The organism is Vibrio sp. RM-41-2B (assembly GCF_024744415.1).
In the GTDB taxonomy this organism is placed as follows: Bacteria; Pseudomonadota; Gammaproteobacteria; order Enterobacterales; family Vibrionaceae; genus Vibrio; species Vibrio diabolicus.
Map to the genome: position 1 here is coordinate 196,487 of NZ_JAMQWD010000015.1, position 18,987 is coordinate 215,473.

General features: G+C 45.5%; 4 protein-coding genes. 1 reads left to right on the forward strand and 3 read right to left on the reverse strand.

What is annotated here, in order from left to right; genetic code table 11:
• Positions 1-17: 17 nt before the first annotated feature.
• A complete protein-coding gene (locus NB463_RS11150) occupies positions 18-15,395 on the reverse strand; it encodes a retention module-containing protein (RefSeq protein WP_258431220.1) in 15,378 nt (5,125 codons plus the stop codon).
• Positions 15,396-16,256: 861 nt separating this feature from the next.
• Here NB463_RS11150 and NB463_RS11155 point away from each other — a divergent pair.
• On the forward strand, positions 16,257-16,508 hold the full coding sequence (locus NB463_RS11155) for a YgjV family protein (protein WP_130546280.1): 252 nt from the start codon (positions 16,257-16,259) through the stop codon (positions 16,506-16,508).
• 88 nt (positions 16,509-16,596) lie between these two features.
• On the opposite strand, the gene NB463_RS11160 is transcribed toward NB463_RS11155, so the two are convergent.
• Both NB463_RS11160 and NB463_RS11165 read right to left on the reverse strand, forming a co-directional pair.
• Complete coding sequence (locus tag NB463_RS11160; protein ID WP_033906471.1) at positions 16,597-16,878, reverse strand: DUF2218 domain-containing protein; 282 nt, start codon at positions 16,876-16,878, stop codon at positions 16,597-16,599.
• 42 nt (positions 16,879-16,920) lie between these two features.
• Positions 16,921-18,927, reverse strand: coding sequence for a TonB-dependent siderophore receptor (locus tag NB463_RS11165; RefSeq protein ID WP_258515991.1), 2,007 nt, complete (start codon positions 18,925-18,927; stop codon positions 16,921-16,923).
• Positions 18,928-18,987 lie beyond the last annotated feature (60 nt).

Here is an 18,987-nt window from a genome sequence, read left to right on the forward strand (position 1 = left end):
TTATGTTGAATCCAAACTTATCCGTTATCAATAACACCGTGATTCAGCAATGACTCTACAATCTCATTGGAGCTAAGACCGTTGAAGTCTATCGATGTACCTAAGTTTTCCACAACAATGGTTTGCTGGACATTTGCATCCGTCGTAATGTTCAGAGAAACATTTTCTGTTGATGCGTCGTAATCGGCTTGAATGTGCGCAAGTAAATCATCAATACCTGCCGTTGGGTCATTCAAATCAGCGATCACGTCTTTGAGGTCAATGGTGTCCTCATTGACGCTAAAGTCAGTGATGGTGTCAATCGCACCATTATCCACCGTGTCTTCTGTCCATTTAAAGATATCGCTACCCGCACCACCAGTGAGAATATCAGAGCCTAGTCCGCCGATAAGCACGTCATCTCCATCTCCTCCTAGGATATAATCATCTCCCGTACCTGCTGCTAAAGTAATGCCTGCATCACTACCAATAAGATAGCTGTCTTCACTTTCAGCAGACTGATCAATATCTTGACTATTTAGCGTAACGTTTAGATTAATATCTAATGGCGTTGAATACGCTTGGTCACCATTTGATGCAGTAGAAACCGCAGTCAATGTAATATCGTAATCTCCCGGGATCGCATTATTGATGTGTAGCGTATCAATTTCATCTTCTGGAACAGTCCATGTTGTACCATCAAAGCTGATATTCGATGTTGTGGCCTCACTCGTGATCGTGGCTCCTCTTGGCACGCCTGTGAGCTCTAAGGCCAGTACTTCATCGACATCGGTCAACGCAGCCATAATACCCACCAGCGCGATGCCTTGACGGCTTGCACTTTGACTCGCACTAATTCTTTGAATGTAACTAAAGTTCTGATCAATGGCCAAGTTTGGTACGTCAGCGACAGGCGTTACGTTAATATCAAACGTTTCTGATGTTTGTAGTGAGGTACCCGTTAAGTTGTCATAGAAGATACCATTGTCATCAGCGGTAACGGTAAGCGCAATAGAATTGCTGTTCACGTCACTGGCATCAATAAATACACCGACATCCGGATCCGTCGAAGCGAAAAGACTATTAAGCTTAGACAAAGTCCCCATCAGTACAGTTTCACCTGCTAAACCAACGCCTTGAGTAATGCCACTCCCCGCCGGGACAACGACACTTATATCACCCTCATCGATGCTGAGTGACACCGTCATGATTTCATTCTCATGAACACCTGCAAAATCAACATCGGTAATTTCGATACCTGAGATTTTTTGATCCGATGACTCCACAATCGTATTTGTGACCATTGAGCCATCAATCTCCGGAGCATCGTTAATCGCCTGCACTGTCATCACGGCTGAGCCACTGACGGTCTTCGGATCCGAGACGCCATTGGTCATGCCATCATCCGTAATATCGTAATTAAAGCTTACATCCCCGTAAAAATCAGGAGCAGGTTCAAAGCTCCACTCCGTTGAGCTCAGTTGAGTAAGCGTCCCTGCTGCAGGGTCGACAAGCGTAACATTGCTAACGGTTAAATTATCCGACTCAATATCAACCGCATTAACCAGCAAGTCCGCTGCGGTAACAATAACAGCGCCGCTGTCTTCATCAATACTTGTCAGCGTCACTTCCGATGTTGTTGGCGCATCATTCACCTCTGTGACTTCAATTACAAATTGGCTGCTATTTGAATTGAGTGTTTCATTGACACCGCTAATCACAATCCCTTCGTTGCCTTGGTCATCGACAGAGATGTCGACATTGACGTTACCAAAGAAGTTAAGCGCTGGGTTAAACTCCACTAGACCATCAGTGATAGCGGCGTTAAGGTCAGATACGGTTCCTTTCAGTTCAATTGAACCCGTGCCGTCTCCAGAAACCGTCAATCCGTAATTGGCAATAATCGATGGATTGAGCGCTAAGTAACCGCTATCGACAGCAATATTCAAGACATACTCTGCGGTAGGATCATCAAGTACCGCATCCACATCCGAAATACCAAATGTATCCAGCAGGATAGCGTTGTCTTCTGGTGTTTCAACGTTAATGACATTCACGAACTCCGGTCGATCATTCACCGCTTCAACATCAACAGCTACGTCAAACTCCTCGGCTGAACCTAAACTTTGTCGACCATCGAGCCCGGTATCAACCGCTTGCACTTTGAAATGCAGTGACCCTCCCCATGAGTTATCGTTTCGATCACCAGAATTAAAGACCACTTGATCCAAATCTTGAGCATCGATTTCTAATACGAAGACTCCATTTCCTTGATCAGTAAACACCGTTCCATCAGGTAATGAAACACTCGCCCCATCAGGGACATTTGAAATCTCAACTCTCAGCGTCTCTGGATCATTTTCCTGGTAGGTTGCGCCATCTCCGATGGACTCTTTGTTATCAACCACCAACGCATTGACGTTGATAACAATATCTTCTCCCTCATTCCCCGCAGCTGAAGTATCAGGATTCACATCGACATCATCGCCAATAGGATTCACAACCAGCGTAAAGTTATTAGTTCGCTCAGTTGGTACTTGTAACAATTCTTCTTGGATGAACACGGTAATGCCAATCTCTGCCTCGCCACTGAAGTTTTTCGGCGGTTTGATTTGGATGTCACTCAAATCAACGGATGTCTGAGTAAGGTCTTTTAGCTGAATACTCCATTCTCCTCCGCCGTTGTTCTTAACAACATAATCAGAGGAATTGGATTGCACGACAAAGTCATCAGGGATCCCTGTTAACTTGAGTGAAACGAAACTTTCAGAGCCATCATTATCGTTTAAGCTGATCGAAACCCCTGAGCCCGATTGATTCAACGAAATTAAAGTATCTTCGTCACCAACCACGGTAATTGGCTTCGTAGGATCGGCACCTGTAATCGTAATATCGTCCACCACTGGCGTAACTTCGAATGTCACGTCATCAGTAAAAGTTCTTATGTCGATATTATCGCCAGGGTTATTTAGGATAGACTGATCAAATACAGCCTCGTCCGTGATCTCTCCTTCGATATTAATCTTGACGGTGTTTTGTCCCCCACCTACGGGATAATTTTCTTTCGGCTTAAACAGAACATTATCAAGCGCACCCGCTAAAATCTCTGCTTCATTAAACTCAATACTTGTCCCTAAGCTATTGCCATTTGCGTCAACAAACTCCCCCAGTGTTGTGTCATCGAGCTCTAACTTGATATTCGTTAGCGTTTCCTGACCACCTTGGATATTGTTATAACGGTCGGCAAAATCGACATTTAGATTAAGTTGGATTAAACCATCTTCATAACCCACACCATCCGCCGTTGGTACATCGTTATTTAGGTCATCAACGGGTTGTTTGTTAGCGTCTAAACCGAGAGTACCTGTGATATCCACTGTCACATTTGGTGTAACATCACCATCTAATGGCTGATCACCCGCCGAACTCGGAACATCTGCAATCGGTAAAACCTGAACTGGAATTCGCACGTTGTTTTCTTTTTCGTCGCCAGACTCTGTGTCTTTGGTGACAAACCTCACAGGCAATTCGAAATCACCAGCATAATCTTCTGCCAAGTGCATCGTTAAACCGTCCAAACCTGTGATATTGCCACTAGCATCAATATCTGCTTGGAAAACGTATTTACCATTGACAAAATCGATATCAGTGCCTGTTATCACCAAGCCTGGAGGAATACCGGGTGCGGATGGATCAATAACAACAGTCAAAACATCTTCCACACCATCCGCATTAATCGCATCGACTTTCGACGTCAATTGAGTGCCAAGGTCGATCGCATTATCTTCCGATGCTTCAATTTGGACGTCATCAGCCACCTGAATTTCAGCTGCAACACTTATTTGCGGCGTGAGAACCGTCGGAAACTCAAGTGTCACGTCAGTTTCTCTTACTACTGTTGCGTCTTTTTCAACGGCATCTTCACCTAAATCGTTGACCTCGGCATAGATGGTTAACCCAATTTGAGATAGACCGCCGTTGTCACCATCATCGCTGTCGTCGTTTGGCGTTAAATCAAGACCCGAAGGCGCTTTAATCGAGAAGTTTTCTTCGTCAATGACTGTCCATCGACCGCCGCCTTCGTTCAATGCACCAACAATGACCAATTGATTGAGAATCTCAGGGTCGACATTGTGGAACTGAACAACAAGCTGAGTCACCACTTCATCTGAAGAGGCGTCAAACTCTTGGTATTTGATGATATTCGCACCAGACTCCCCACCCGTTGAAGTATTGATCGTAAAATCAATGTTCCCTTGACCGTCTGACTTCACGATGTCAGTGACAACGCCAGTGCTTTCAGTAACAAGCAAACGTGTCTGGGCGTCTAGCGATCCTGTTGTATTTTCTGGCTCAACGATTGGATTGACTTGGACATGCACCATGCCATTGATGGTTTTTTCTGCAATTCCCTGCCCTGGATTAGAAGCATCGACATATTCGTGGTCAATCTCTTTCACCGTCACCGTAGTATTCAAATCAAAGTCAGTACTGGAGTCTTGCTCTAATTGCACCTGGACATACCCGCTTTGAGAGATTCGAGCAGAAAAGTCTTGCTCCGACTCGTTCGCTAGTGGCGAAAGTGTTAATGTTCCAGAAACCAATGTTTGTGCTACGCCATCGACATAAACCGTGCTGCCTGGAGGAAATCCAGAAATCGTCACATCACTAAAGAACTCGTCTGTATCAGGGCTTTGAGCCAACGTTGGCTTCCAATCAATATTAAAGCGTGTATCTTCATCACCTTCTGATTGAACCGTGTAGTTATCTTGCGCATCAATGACAGGAGCGACAATAATTCGGATCTCACCCGATGAGGTTCGACTGTGACCATCATTCTCTGTGACGATCGTCGTCGCTGTAATATGAATGTTCTCCGTCGATGACGCTTCCGGTTTAATAACAATTCCAGAATTAATATTCGCCGTGGTGATATTGGCTTCATAGATTGGCTGATTTTGCGCGTCATAGCCTACAAAGGTCAGATCGACGGATGCACCATCGCTATCAAATACCTCGACACCTGCCGGAATATTGGACAGCAGAACCGTAACCGACTCTGAGTGATCATTCGGGTTATCTGGTAACTCGCCAGAGATGACACTAAAGCCCAACTCTACTTGACTATTCTCATCGATATTAGTCTCAATACCTCTTACATTGCCGTCATTAAACTCATGCCAGATCCCTGATTTATCATTAAGCTCAATAAATGGTATGTCAGCTACGCCTTTCACACCGACGATCACTGTTTTGTTGCCTAGTGACAACATATCTTCGGCAACCCCATTAGATAACGATGCCGTGTCTTTGACGATACCTTCAACGTTGAAAGTAAAGTCATCATTGCTGTGCAACGGAGGAAGCACTTCGACCTTGGCTAACTCAGATTCTGGCACTTCGTAATAGAGTACATTGCCGCTTGAATCGGTCACTTCCACGATTTGGCTTGGGTTTGCTGAATCAAGCCACACTAACGTAACGCCATCAATTGAGAAGTCAGAAATACGCACAAACAGTGCTTCAGAACCATCTAAATCCGCAGACGGCTTCATGGTAATCACTTCACTTAACTGAAGTGGGTCATGATCTGTGACAGGATTGACGGTGTCTTGAGTTCGAGCGCTATCCTCAAAGACATTGATTCGGTTGACTGTAAAACTACCTGGGTCCGCGATTGGGTTAACATCAATGATGATAGTTTCTGTCTCTGAACGTGCCGTTTCCTTCCCTGATAACGGATTATTGTTTTCTGTTGTAATGGCGGTTACATCAATCTTGATTTCGCCCGAGAAATTATCGATTGGGTCAATTTGAACGTCACCAATTCGGCTGGCATCTACGAGATACACACCACCAGTTTTTGGAATCGCACTACCATCCGAATATACTAACTCTGCGTTACCTTCCCCTTGTGTAAAGACGAGCTCGTACACTATATCTTCAGGATTACTAGTATCCTGAGTTTCCGCCGTGATATTAAGTGCGACGTTGTTTCCGTCTTCATCGACAGAATAGTTAAACTCGCTGCTCGTCGTCCAAGTCGCAATATCTGCAACGGCAGCAACTTCAATGTCTAAACGACCATTAATCGTATGATCTGGCGTACCATTGTTAAGAATTTCCACACGGATACGAGGATCGATACCAGAAGCATCGGTTGATGTATGACGATCTGGTACGAAGTACAAGTTATCTAACGAGACAAGCTCACCATTGAATGACTGCTCGACATTTGATGCGTCGAGAACAACCGTATTGCCCACAGATGTTAATTCAATGTAGTTGCCACTGCCGTCTCGGTAGTAGAACGTACCGTTGTGAGTATCAGCATCTCGAATAGTGATATCACCTAAGCTTTCGTTACGATCGATATCATGCAAATCGATAACCAAATCGACTTTCGCCGGCGTCACATCCAGCGTCGACAAGTTATCCTGAGTATTTGCAGAGTCAACGCCCACAACGACACCATCACGCCCTTGGTCCTCGAACGCAGTAACGGTAGACGTGTCAATTTGCGCATTACGGTCTCTTATCGAGATATCCACATCGGCATCAGCAATGTCGCCATCACCATCGGTTGCAACAACGTTGATGGTGAAATCAATCGAGTCGGTTTCGGTATGGTCAAGATCGTCATTCGGACGGAATGACACACGGCCATCAGTTCGAACAATCAGACGACCGATTTCAGTATCCACTCCGTCAAGAACCTTGTGAACGTACACAACTTGGTCACTGCCGTTCAAATCGACAGAATCGGAATCAACACCGTTTTGCTTAAAGTAAATGCCTGAATCATCAGCCGAAAATGAAGTTATTTGTGCGCCGTCAGCACCAAGATCGTCATCACCTTCTACAGGGTCTTGGAATAAATGAACCGTGCGGCTGCCTTGCCCCTCAACACGCGAAATAGATGCATCGTACAAGGTTGGAACATCATCGGTAATCGTCACTGGTAAGTTAATACCGGCCGTATCGCCATCGACATCGGTCGCGAAGACTGGGAGATCAAGTATGAGTGTATCTTCGCCTTGGGTTGAGTGGTCTAGCGCCCCCTCAAGCGTAAACTTGTAAGAGCCGTCAGCGTTCAAAACTAGCGTGAACACTGAGTTACCATCAGGTGTTTTACCTTGATAAGTAAAGTTGTTGTTGCTTACCGCGGTTTGAACTAACGTCACCGCGAGGCCACCTGAAGTTACTCCTGGTATCGGGTTAGAAGTAAGATCCAACTGGTAAGAGACAACGGTATCTGCCCCTTCCACCGTATCGAAATTACCCGTTGCTTCAAGGCTGTCTTTGTTGGTTGCCTGAGAACCATTAGCGAGGTCATCCTCATCAACAGCCAAAGCATCTGCTGATTTAATTTCGGGAACGTCATCAACGATGGTGATTGGAAGATTCAGTGATGATGACGTGTCACCATCAAAATCTGTAACTGTAATTGGGATATCAATGACAAGGTTGTTTTCACCTTGAACAGCGTCATGGTCGATTGGTCCCAACAGCTCAAATTGGTAGCTGTCATTATTCGCATCAAGAGACAGCGTGAAGATCTTAGTTGATGTGCCAGTAATCACCGCTTCGTAACTGGTTACACCACCAACCGAGCTCACCACATTCAACTCGATACTGCTGCCGTTCGAAGTTAAGCCAAACACAACTGCATTGAGATCAGAAATTTGGTAGCTGACAATCTCATCTGCGCCATCAACGACTTCAAATCCGCCAGTCAGTACCGTCGAATCGCCACTTGTCGTATCAGAGCCACCGGCAAGATCATCTTCATCAACGGTTTGTTGGCTAGAGTCTGTCACTTTCACAATCGCTGGAACATCGTCCACCACGGTGATCGGCAAGGTGATGTTATTGGACACATCGCCATCAAAATCAGTCGCGTTGACTGGGAAGTTAATGACCAACGAGTTTTCATCGTTACCCGCAGGATGATCAAGTGCACCCAACAGTTCAAATTCATAGCTGTCTGCTGAGCCATTTAGCGTCAGTTTAAAGACGGTATCCGTCGTACCTTGTACGTAAGCTCGGTACTCAATCACACCATTTGAATTTGAAAACTCAACCAATTCAAGCGGCTGACCACCTGAGGTAAGGCCCGAAACGGGCGATGTTAAACTATCCAACTGGAAGCTAACGATAGAATCGGCACCATCAGTAACGTCAAAGTTGCCACCAATGATATTGGATTCTGGCGTGTCGTCCGAACCTTGGTTTGGAATATCATCCTCATCCACAGACAAGGTACTACCAGAGCTAATAGCATCAATGGTTGGCTTGTCATCTACGATGGTCACTGGCAAGGTCGCAGTGATGGTATCGTTGTCGCCATCCGTGATCTTCACAGGTAGATTCAACAAAATCTCATCAGAGTTAACCGCATGATCTAACTGACCAGATAACTCAAAGTCGTATTTACCATCTTGATGAAGTGTCAACGTGAAGGCAGTCACTCCACCCGGAGTTTGTCCCACGTAAACAAGCGCGTCAGCAGTTGAAGCACCAACGTCTTGAGAAAGTGTTACCTCTTCTCCACCCGATTTCAGATTCGGGATAGGATTTGAGCTCAGATCCAATTCGAACGCATCAATACCATCTGCGCTAGTAACGTCAAATTCACCTGATACCGTTAATGGCTCTTTAGTGCCATCAGAACCAAGAGGTAAATCATCTTCGTCGACACGTAAACTTTCAATGTTGGTAACAACCGGAACATCGTCCACAACGGTAATTGGCAATGTGAAGGCTGGTGAAGTATCACCATCATTGTCCGTCACCGTCACAGGAAGGTTAATAATGATCTCGTTTTGCTGGTTACCATCTGGGTGATCAAGCGGCTTCTGTAAATCGAACTCGTAGGAATTGTTCGTTGCATCCAACGTCAGTTCGAACACCACTTCAGCAGGATTGCCAGAGACACCTTGGTATACGTTCACGCCGTTTGCACTAGAAGACAAAACTAAGGTGATAGCATCACCATCTGAAGTCAGAGAAGCAACAGGCGTGGTCAGGTCACTCAGCTGAATAGAAGCAACTTGGTCAGCACCTTCGGTGATATCAAAAGTACCTGAAATAACAGTATCTTCTGCACTTGCAGCATCAGTGCCTGCTGGTAAGTCATCTTCATCAACGGTTTGTTCACTGCCTGCTAGTAAACCATCAATGGTCGGAACATCATCCACAACCGTAATTGGTAAGGTGATGTTGTTCGACACGTCTCCATCAAAGTCAGTCGCGTTTATCGGCAAATTGATGACCAGTTCATTTTGGCCATCAGCATTTGGATGATCGAGAGGAGCGAGCAAATCGAACGTGTAGCTGTCATCAGAGGCATCAAGGGTCACTCGGAATACTGGTGTCGTCGTGCCATCAATACGCGCTTCGTAAACTGAAACGCCACCTGCGTTTGATACTTCAACCATGACCAGTGATTGACCACCAGAGGTCAGGCCTTGTACTGGCGTCGTTAGGTCAGAAACACCGTACTCGACAATGCCATCAGAGCCATCAGTCGCGATGAAGTTACCTGCAATGCTGTTCGACTGCGTACCATCAGATCCGACCGTTGGGATATCGTCCTCATCAACCGTTTGCACACTTGTTGCTTCGATGCCACCAAGCGTCGGCTTGTCATCAACAATCTTGACAGGAATTGTCTCAACTGACGTGTCGCCATCAAAGTCTGTCGCAATAATTGGGAAATTGAGTGTCAGCTCATCGCTATCAACAGCATGGTCGATTGGCCCTTCAAGCGTAAACTGATAGCTACCATCGGTATTCACCGTCAGCGTAAAGACCGCTTCAGAACCCGCTGTTGCTTTATAGGTAAAGCTTCCATCGCCGTTTGCGGTTTCAGCCAATGTAACTGCCACGCCTTGTGATGTGAGTCCAGCCACTGGTGTTGCAGAAGCGTCGAGCTGATAGCTTACCACTCGGTCAGAGCCTTGCGTTGTGGTGAAGTTGCCATCGATTGATATTAGATCGTTTTGATCCGAGCCAATCGTGGCTAAATCATCTTCATCAACGGTAATCGCATCGACATCAGTAATAGTCGGCTTGTCATCGACGATGGTGACTGGGATCGTTTCTGTGGTGGTATCACCATCAAAATCTGTCGCGATGATTGGGAAGTTCAGCGTCAGATCATCACTACCTGTTGCATGGTCAATTGGACCTTCAAGCGTGAAGTTGTAACTGCCGTCGCTGTTCACCGTCAAGGTAAATACGGCTTCTGATCCTGCGGTAGCGGTATAGGTAAAACTGCCATCCGTATTCGCGCTTTCCGTAATTGTCATCACTACCCCGTGTGAGGTTAAGCCATCAACAGGGTTAGAGGACGCGTCTAACTGATAACGCACAACATGATCAGAGCCCATCGTGACAAAGTGACCATCAATCGACACGGACTCGTTTTGATCAGAGCCAATCGTCGCCAAGTCATCTTCATCCACGCTGATCGCATCAACATTAGTGATGCTTGGCTGATCATCAACAATAGTGACAGGCAGTATTTTAGTTGAAGTGTCGCCATCAAAGTCTGTTGCGATAACCGGGAAATCGATTTGTAGGCTGTCGCTACTCATCGCATGGTCTAGTGGACCTTGCAGAGTAAAGGTGTAGCTGCCATCTGGCTTCAGCACTAATTCAAATACGGCATTGCCATCTGCTGTGGCAGTGTAAGTAAAGCTACCATCACCGTTTGCCGTCTCAGCAAGCACAACAGGTTCACCTTGAGAAGTTAACCCTGCTAGAGGATCCGCGGTTGCATCAAGCTGGTATTTAACAACGCTGTCCGAGCCTTCTGTCGTACTAAAAGAACCAGACATAAACGCATCATCGTTTTGGTCTGAGCCAATTGTGGCGAGATCATCTTCGTCTACTGTCAGTGGAACAACGTTGTCGATGCTTGGAACGTCATCAGTAATGGTGACTGGAATGGTCGCAGTAGTCGTGTCACCATCAAAATCCGTCGCAATGATTGGGAAGTTCAGTACTAACTCATCGCTGTTTAACGCATGGTCGACCGGACCTTCCAGACGGAAGTTGTATGTACCGTCTGCATTCACATTCATGGTGAAGACAGGGTTACCATCCGCGGTAGCAACGTAAGTAAAGCTGCCATCGGCATTCGCAGTCTCTACCAAGGTAACAGGCTCACCTTGCGAAGTTAACCCCGAAACAGGATCAGCCGTTGAGTCAAGTTGGTAGCTCACCACACGGTCTGACCCTTGAGTGGTCGTGAACGCACCTTCTACATAAACAGCGTCGCTTTGGTCTGAGCCAATACCTGAGAGATCATCTTCATCCACAGCCAGCGGCACGACGTTATCGATGACTGGTGCATCATCCGTAATCGTGACTGGAATGGTTGCCGAAGTCGTATCACCATCAAAATCAGTGGCAATAATTGGGAAATCAATCGTCAGGTTGTCGCTGTTAGCTGCATGGTCAATCGGGCCTTGCAGCGTAAAGTCGTACGTACCATCCGTTGCGACGTTTAACGTGAAGACTGGATTGCCGTCTGCGGTCGCAACATAGGTAAAGCTGCCATCACCATTCGCGGTTTCCACCAAGGTAATCGCCTCACCTTGAGATGTCAGCCCCGCAACAGGATCTGCTGTTGAATCCAGTTGGTAGCTCACCACTCGGTCAGAGCCTTGTGTGGTAGTAAACGCGCCTTCAACGAACAGATCGCCGCCTGGGTCCGAGCCCACACCGCCAAGGTCATCTTCATCGACACTCAACGCATCCACCGCTGTAATGGTCGGTACATCATCAACAATCGTGACTGGAATGGTTTCAGTAACGGTGTCGCCATCAAAGTCGGTTGTGATAATTGGGAAGTTGAGTGTCAGCTCGTCACTATCCACCGCGTGATCAATTGGCCCTTCTAGCGTGAAGTTGTAAGAGCCATCAGTATCTACTGTCAGAGTAAATACTGGGTTGCCACCCGCAGTCGCTTCATAAGTGAAACTACCATCACCATTTGCGATTTCTGTCAGTGTGACAGCCACGCCTTGCGACGTTAAACCGTCAACCGGTGTTGCAGAAGCATCAAGTTGGTAACTCACCACTCGGTCAGAGCCTTGTGTGGTAGTAAAGTTGCCATCAATAGAAATTGGATTGCTTTGGTCTGAGCCAATTGACGCTAGATCATCTTCATCAACCGTAATGGCATCCACGTCAGTAATAACTGGCTTATCGTCCACGATCGTCACTGGGATCGTGGCGTTTGTGGTATCGCCATCAAAGTCTGTTGCGATGATTGGGAAGTTCAGCGTTAACTCATCGCTATCTACCGCGTGGTCGATTGGCCCTTCAAGCGTGAAGTTATAAGAGCCATCGGTATTCACTGTCAGCGTAAAGACCGCTTCAGTCCCCGCTGTCGCCTCGTAAGTAAAGCTGCCATCGCCGTTTGCGGTTTCAGTTAGCGTGACTGCCACGCCTTGCGATGTGAGTCCAGCCACTGGTGTTGCAGACGCGTCAAGCTGATAGCTCACTACTCGGTCAGAACCTTGTGTGGTGGTGAAGTTGCCATCGATTGAAATCGGGTCAGTTTGATCTGAGCCAATCGTGCCTAAGTCATCTTCATCAACGGTAATCGCATCAACATCGGTAATAGTCGGTTTATCATCCACGATGGTGACTGGCAGTACAATTTGGCTTGTGTCACCATCGAAGTCTGTAGCAATAACACTAAAATCAAGGGTTAAGCTGTCGCTATCTGCCGCATGGTCGATTGGACCTTCCAGCTCAAAACTGTACGAGCCGTCGGTATTCAAAATAAGTGTGAAGACTGCACTGCCATTTGCCGTTGCGCTGTAAGTGTAACTGCCGTCTGCATTTTGAGTTTCGGCAATGGAAACGGTTTGCCCTTGAGATTGCAGGCCATTTAAAGGATCTGCATTTACATCCAACTGATACTGTACGACGCCATCAGAACCCTGAGTCGTCGTGAACTGACCAATCACAACCAACGTTGGCTGTGATTGGTCAGAGCCTACCGAACTTAAGTCATCTTCATCGACGGTAAGAACAACAACGTCGTTAATGGTTGGCACATCATCAGTAATGGTTACCGGTAGAACAAGTGAACTGGTGTCACCGTCAAAGTCCGTTGCGACAATAGTGAAGTCTAGAGTTAAGCTATCACTACCCACAGCATGATCGATTGGACCTTCAAGAGCAAATGAATAAGAACCGTCAGGGTTCACTTGTAAGGTGAAGATAGCGTCCCATTCTGCCGTTGCAGAATAGGTAAAGCTGCCATCTGAGTTGGCTGTTTCCGTCAGAGAAATAGATCGACCCTGTGATTCCAACCCATTGAGTGGATCAGTTCCGCTCTCTAATTGATAACTTACAACTCGGTCTGAGCCCTGAGTCGTCGTGAAGCTACCTTGCGCGAGCACAGAGTCGCTTTGATCGGAGCCGATGCTTGATAAATCGTCTTCATCGACGGCTAGTGCCTCAACGCCATCAATCGAAGGAACGTCATCTTGAACTTGAATGACAATTTGCGCTGCTTCTGGTGTGTTCGAACTCTCGGTAATCGAGGAACGGTCACCATCCGCATCTACCGCGTAAACTGGCAGTGAGAAAGTAAGCGAGTCATCGTTAGCACCCGTATGGTCAAGTTGTTCATACAAGTTGAATTGGTATTCGCCCAATGCAGGTGCATCAATCGCCACATCAAATACGGTAATACGCACACCATCCAGCTCGATGAAGCCTTCGTAAGTACGTACGCCGTTACTCTCGGACGCTAGTTCTAATTGAACAACTTGCCCTTGAGATTGGAGTTCTCCACCAACATTAAACTCTGTAGGTTCCAACTCATAGTGATCAATGATATCACTTCCGACCGCTGTCGTGATCGACCCAGTCCCACTTGTTACTACCGCGCCTTCCTGTGAACCTTGGTCAACCCCCGCCTCGTCCAAAGACAATCCCGTCACGTTTTCAATCACCGGATTATCGCCATCAAGGATGTTTAACGTAAAGGTGTTGCTTGCCGTATCTTGGTCGAAATCGACGATTGTGGTTGGCAAAGAGAGCTCAATCGTATCTTCACCGTTTGTTTGTTCTAACGGCTTAAATTGCTCAAATTGGTAGGTACCATCAGTGTTAAGACTGATAGTTAAAACGGTTTCATTAGAGCCCGCAATGGACAAGGTGATAGTGCTGCCGTCTTCAGATAGTACCGCCTCTGTCGCCTGATTATCACTCGATAGGCCATCAAATTGACTAAGTCCTTCTTGATTAAATGTGACCGTTGCCAATTGATCACTACCAATATCAACAAAGGTGCCAGTAATCGGAGTAGAAGAAGATTCAACGTTTTCGAAAGTAACGTTTTGCGGCGCCGGATCATCGCCATCAATAACGGTCGTCGTGAAATCGATAGGTGCTTGAATACTGTTACCACCAATATCTGCGCCTGTAATGTCAAAAGCGATATTGATTTGATCACCGGAGATGGAAACTTGACCATCAGCAACAGAAGCGACATGGTCAATGCCCTGGCTAATCGTGGTAACGACCTCTAACTCTAAATCACGGCCTAAAGATGTCGCTTCGATCTCTATACGAAGCACTTCGTTACCTTCTTGAGTGCCGATAATGGCATTTTGCGCTTCGTCATAAACGAACGCCACTGGCTGACCAGCAGAGGTAATATCACTATTTAACTCGGTTAACAAAGACTCTAATGAGGACGTTTCAGGTACAAATGAAGCGGTATCAAGTGCGAGATCCCCTGCTTCAACCAGCACACTAGAAGAAATGTTTTGCGGATAGCTTGATAGAGAAATTGAGCCTTCTGTTACGCTAGATTGCAATGATTGTCCGCCATCGGCAAAGATAGTGACATCTAAATCATCAGCTTCATCGCGTTCTTCTACACCGCTACGAGTCGCTGACGTCTCAAAAAAGGTGGAGGCAAGTACTTCCGGGTTATTATATTCAACCGTCACGTAGCCAGCATTAGCCGAGCCTTCAGCACCTGCGCCAGCAGCTGTTGCTTCTAAGATAGCGGTAGGGTCAGCTCCGTCTAAAATAGCTTGCTGGATAGCGGCAACATCGTTGGCGTCGAAGTCAGCACTTCCAATAGCCGTTGGGTCAAAAGTCACCAAGCCATTAACTGGAGATTGTACCAATACTGGTTCTAGTGGTTCAGAAGAAGGCACAGGAAGACAAGCAACACAATTTGCGTCGACCAGATAAAGCTCATTATTTATCTGTACGTCGAGAGAAGCATTATTTTCTGTGATAATAATCTCGCCAGGTCTTAACTCATCCCCCGCTTTTATGACCTTAACGTTTCCATCCAGGCCCAAAACCAAAACTTCACCTTTGACAGCATTTACAATCGCGCTCTGCGGTACCGTGTGCGTACTCATCTGACCTCCGCTAATGGCTTACGTTTCCCATTAACCTTTTTAGATAGTTTCTTATTAATTTAGTGCGGCATACTGCACACCTTTATACGATTAAACTAAGTATTGAATCATTAAACAATCGATAAATACCCTACTACCAAGCAACATAAGTAAAACTTACTCGTAGTCACAGAAATGTGACACATGTTCTGACGCGTAGATATCGAATAATTATATGAAATTGATACCTTATTCTGATTAAGTGTAGTTGTTTTAAGAAAAGAAGAGAGATGAAATCATTCAGCTAAACGCCAGACTGCCGGTTGCGATCAATAATGGAAGAAAAGCAATGAGAATGTTGTATACACCGGAGCGTGATGACAGCTTAATCAATATCGGTGACGAAAAAAACGTAACGATTAAATATTGAACAACATAAATTGCAGGACAAAATGCAACGATAAAAAAGTGGCTTACGATATGAATCCCCGCACACCACGAGTTCGGTTTTGTTCTGATATACAGCAAAAAAAACACGAGCAAGCTAATAATAAAATACATAAACACAGCACTTGAAAATAATTATCATTTTCAATCATATGTAAATATTCCCTTACTTTCAATGGTGTTTGAGCTATTAATGTCATCGTTATTATCAATCAACACAATAAGTAAAATTATCAGTAATTCCAGCCCTAAACGTTTGCGTAATCGCTAACCTTCTCTTAACCTTGATTTGAGGCTTTTATCACGGTTTTTCCATTGATATAGTGCGTCCATACAACAAAAAAAGACCATTCGAGGCATGGAGCTTCCTCATTAATCTCAAGATGAGAAGAATTGGTACCGACAAAATTCGGCAGATTTTAAGAGGGTCAAAAAATGGACATGAATATGGTTGAGATTTTAGGTTATGCAGCTTCAATCATGGTCGCTATTTCGCTAACTATGAAAGATATTGTTAAGCTTCGTATCCTTAACTTTATTGGTTGTGCGCTATTTACTGCTTACGGACTAATGATTGATTCTTGGCCTGTAGTACTAACTAACGGTTTTATAGCTTGCGTTAACATCTACTTCCTAGCAAAAATGCAGCAGGAAAAAAAAAACCTAGAGCCTGAGAAAGCGCAATAGCATTCAAACAATAAAAGCCCGCAAATCATAAGATTGCGGGCTTTTGCTTTTAATATTCCATTTCTATCACAGCATCCTTAAACGAGCGCTAACGAACCCAGCTAAGTGCTAATGTTTCTCGACGAGAAAACATATCCATATGCGATGAAATGATCGCCTTAACCGTATTCAGTTTCTCTTCTGAATCCGCCTCACAGGTTATAGTTAAGCTAGATGCACAAAGGTTAAACTCCGCTTTTCCCGTCGGAAATGTCACCAAACCGCTATTTTCATTCCAAGTAGCAGGAACTTTTCGTCCAAAATGCCGACAAAGTGTCACTAAGTATTTGTCAGCGTGTTCGCTATCTATTCGGGTGCTTTCTTTAATCATGAATTTACTCGTGTTTTGAAGCGCCCCCTCTCGGGAGCCCTATTAGAATTGATAAGCAGCAGAAAGTTTGAAGTTGCGACCCGGCTCGTAGTCATCAAGCGTGAAGCCACGTGCCGTACCCGAACGAGACGCATGAGAGCTGTACAACTCGTCAAATACATTATCAATACCAAAGGTCACCGACAGTCCATCAATATTAGACGGCACCCATTGAGCATATAGATTATGTACATCATAACTTGCTTTCTTTGGCTGACCATCAAAGACGTTGTCTTCCTCTAGAACAAACATTGAGTTCCACCCGAAGATCGTTTCTAAAGCGTCTGACTGGTAATCCAAAGTTAGAGCAATACTATCACCCATATCAATGCTACGCCCATTACCCCCAGCAACAGGGCCACCGGTATTCTTGTTTTTGGTGTCCGACTTAGAGTAAGAAAGTTTGCTGTTAAACTTGTCGTAGCCATAAGAAGCACTTGCCTCAAAGCCTTTAATCTCAACATCACCTAAGTTGTAAATCAGGTAAGTTTGAGTCGCGTTTTGGTACTGGTCTGCAATGTAATCATCAATTTCCGTTTGGAATGCCGTAATATTCGCTCCAAAGAAATGCTTATCAAAGGTTTTATCAAAACGGACACCACCCTGTGTGTTCAACCCCGTTTCTGGCTTTAGTCCATCCTCTAAAAATGCAACGTCTTGGTAAGCAATAAAGGTTTCCATCAGCTCAGGGCCTTTGAATAGAGAGCGTGCGCTCGCAAACAACGTCCAATCCTGAGTGACTGCCCATTCTGCTGCTAGGGCCCAGGTCACATCATCATAGTTACTCGTCCCCGTTTCAGCTTCACGTTTGTAATCATCAAAACGCATACCTGCGGTAACAAAGAAAGCATCAGAGAAGAAGAACTGGTCTTCTACAAACAATGCGGTTGAAATGGTCGATTCATCCATGAACTTACGACTACCGTAGTAACTTGAAGATGTCTTATCCATGTAGTCGAAACCATAGGTGATTCGATTATCAAACTCACCTAACATAACATCCGACTGGAACTTACCATTCAAACCAAAGTTTTGGTTTTTAGCGGTGTTCTTCGATAAACGGTTCGAAGGCCAGCGAGGAGCCATAACGCTCTCATCCCGTTTAATTTCCGTCTCGGTATTATAAAGTGTGACGTTACCTTGATGTTGTTCGCCTCGCAGCTCGTAACTCAAGGTAACGGTATCTCGGTCATAATCCGTAGGAATAAGTAACGTGCTCGATAAGCCATTGTTCGCACTACCCGACATATCAGGACGCGGACTGTAATCACCACTGTCTCGGTACATGTCATAAGAGAGCTCAAAACGATGGATGTCGTTTAGTTCATACCCCAACTTAGCCAGAATGTTGTAAACATCGCCCGCAGCGCCATAGGTTTTGTTGCCGTCACCATCTTCAAAGTCATCGCGCGTAACGTAATGGCCATAAACCATCGCATCAATGTTTTCGGACAAAAGCCCGTACAGTGTCAACGAGCCTTGTTGGTTGTCGTTGGATGCATAACCGCCATAAACACGAGCACCAAACTTTTCATCGTAACGAAGTAAATCGCGAGCGTCTTTCGTTTCAAAATAAACCGAGCCGCCTAAGCCATTTTGAGTCACAGAGTTATTACCTACCTGGATATCGGCAGATTTGAGAATGTCAGGGTTTAGCGTTAAGTTCCCAATGTGATGGAACATGCTCGCATGCTGAGAAGCACCATCAAGACGAATGTCCAAATCGGTTTCGCTCAAACCACGAATGGTAATACGTTGATTCACAGAGTGTGTTCCACCAACATCCACACCGGGAATATCGCGCAGTAAATCAGACATATGATCCGCTTGCTTCAGTGACATATCGTCTGCAAACATCGACTCGGTATTGCTAGAAACTTTTGTTCCCCATACAACGACTTCTTCAAAATGTGACTCGGTATCTTGAGCTAAAACAGGGGTTGATAGCGCCATTCCCACTGCAAGGCAAAGGCTTGAAAGCTTGATAGATGAACAAGCAGGGCTTTCCATAACTTCATTCCTAAATATTAATGATAATAATTCTCAGGTATAATAAGCATGAGTTTTATA

Coding starts and splice junctions, on each gene's coding strand:
- NB463_RS11150 (WP_258431220.1), bottom strand. CDS start 15,395: ATGAGTACGCACACGGTACCGCAGAGCGCGATTGTAAATGCTGTCAAA.
- NB463_RS11155 (WP_130546280.1), top strand. CDS start 16,257: ATGGACATGAATATGGTTGAGATTTTAGGTTATGCAGCTTCAATCATG.
- NB463_RS11160 (WP_033906471.1), bottom strand. CDS start 16,878: ATGATTAAAGAAAGCACCCGAATAGATAGCGAACACGCTGACAAATAC.
- NB463_RS11165 (WP_258515991.1), bottom strand. CDS start 18,927: ATGGAAAGCCCTGCTTGTTCATCTATCAAGCTTTCAAGCCTTTGCCTT.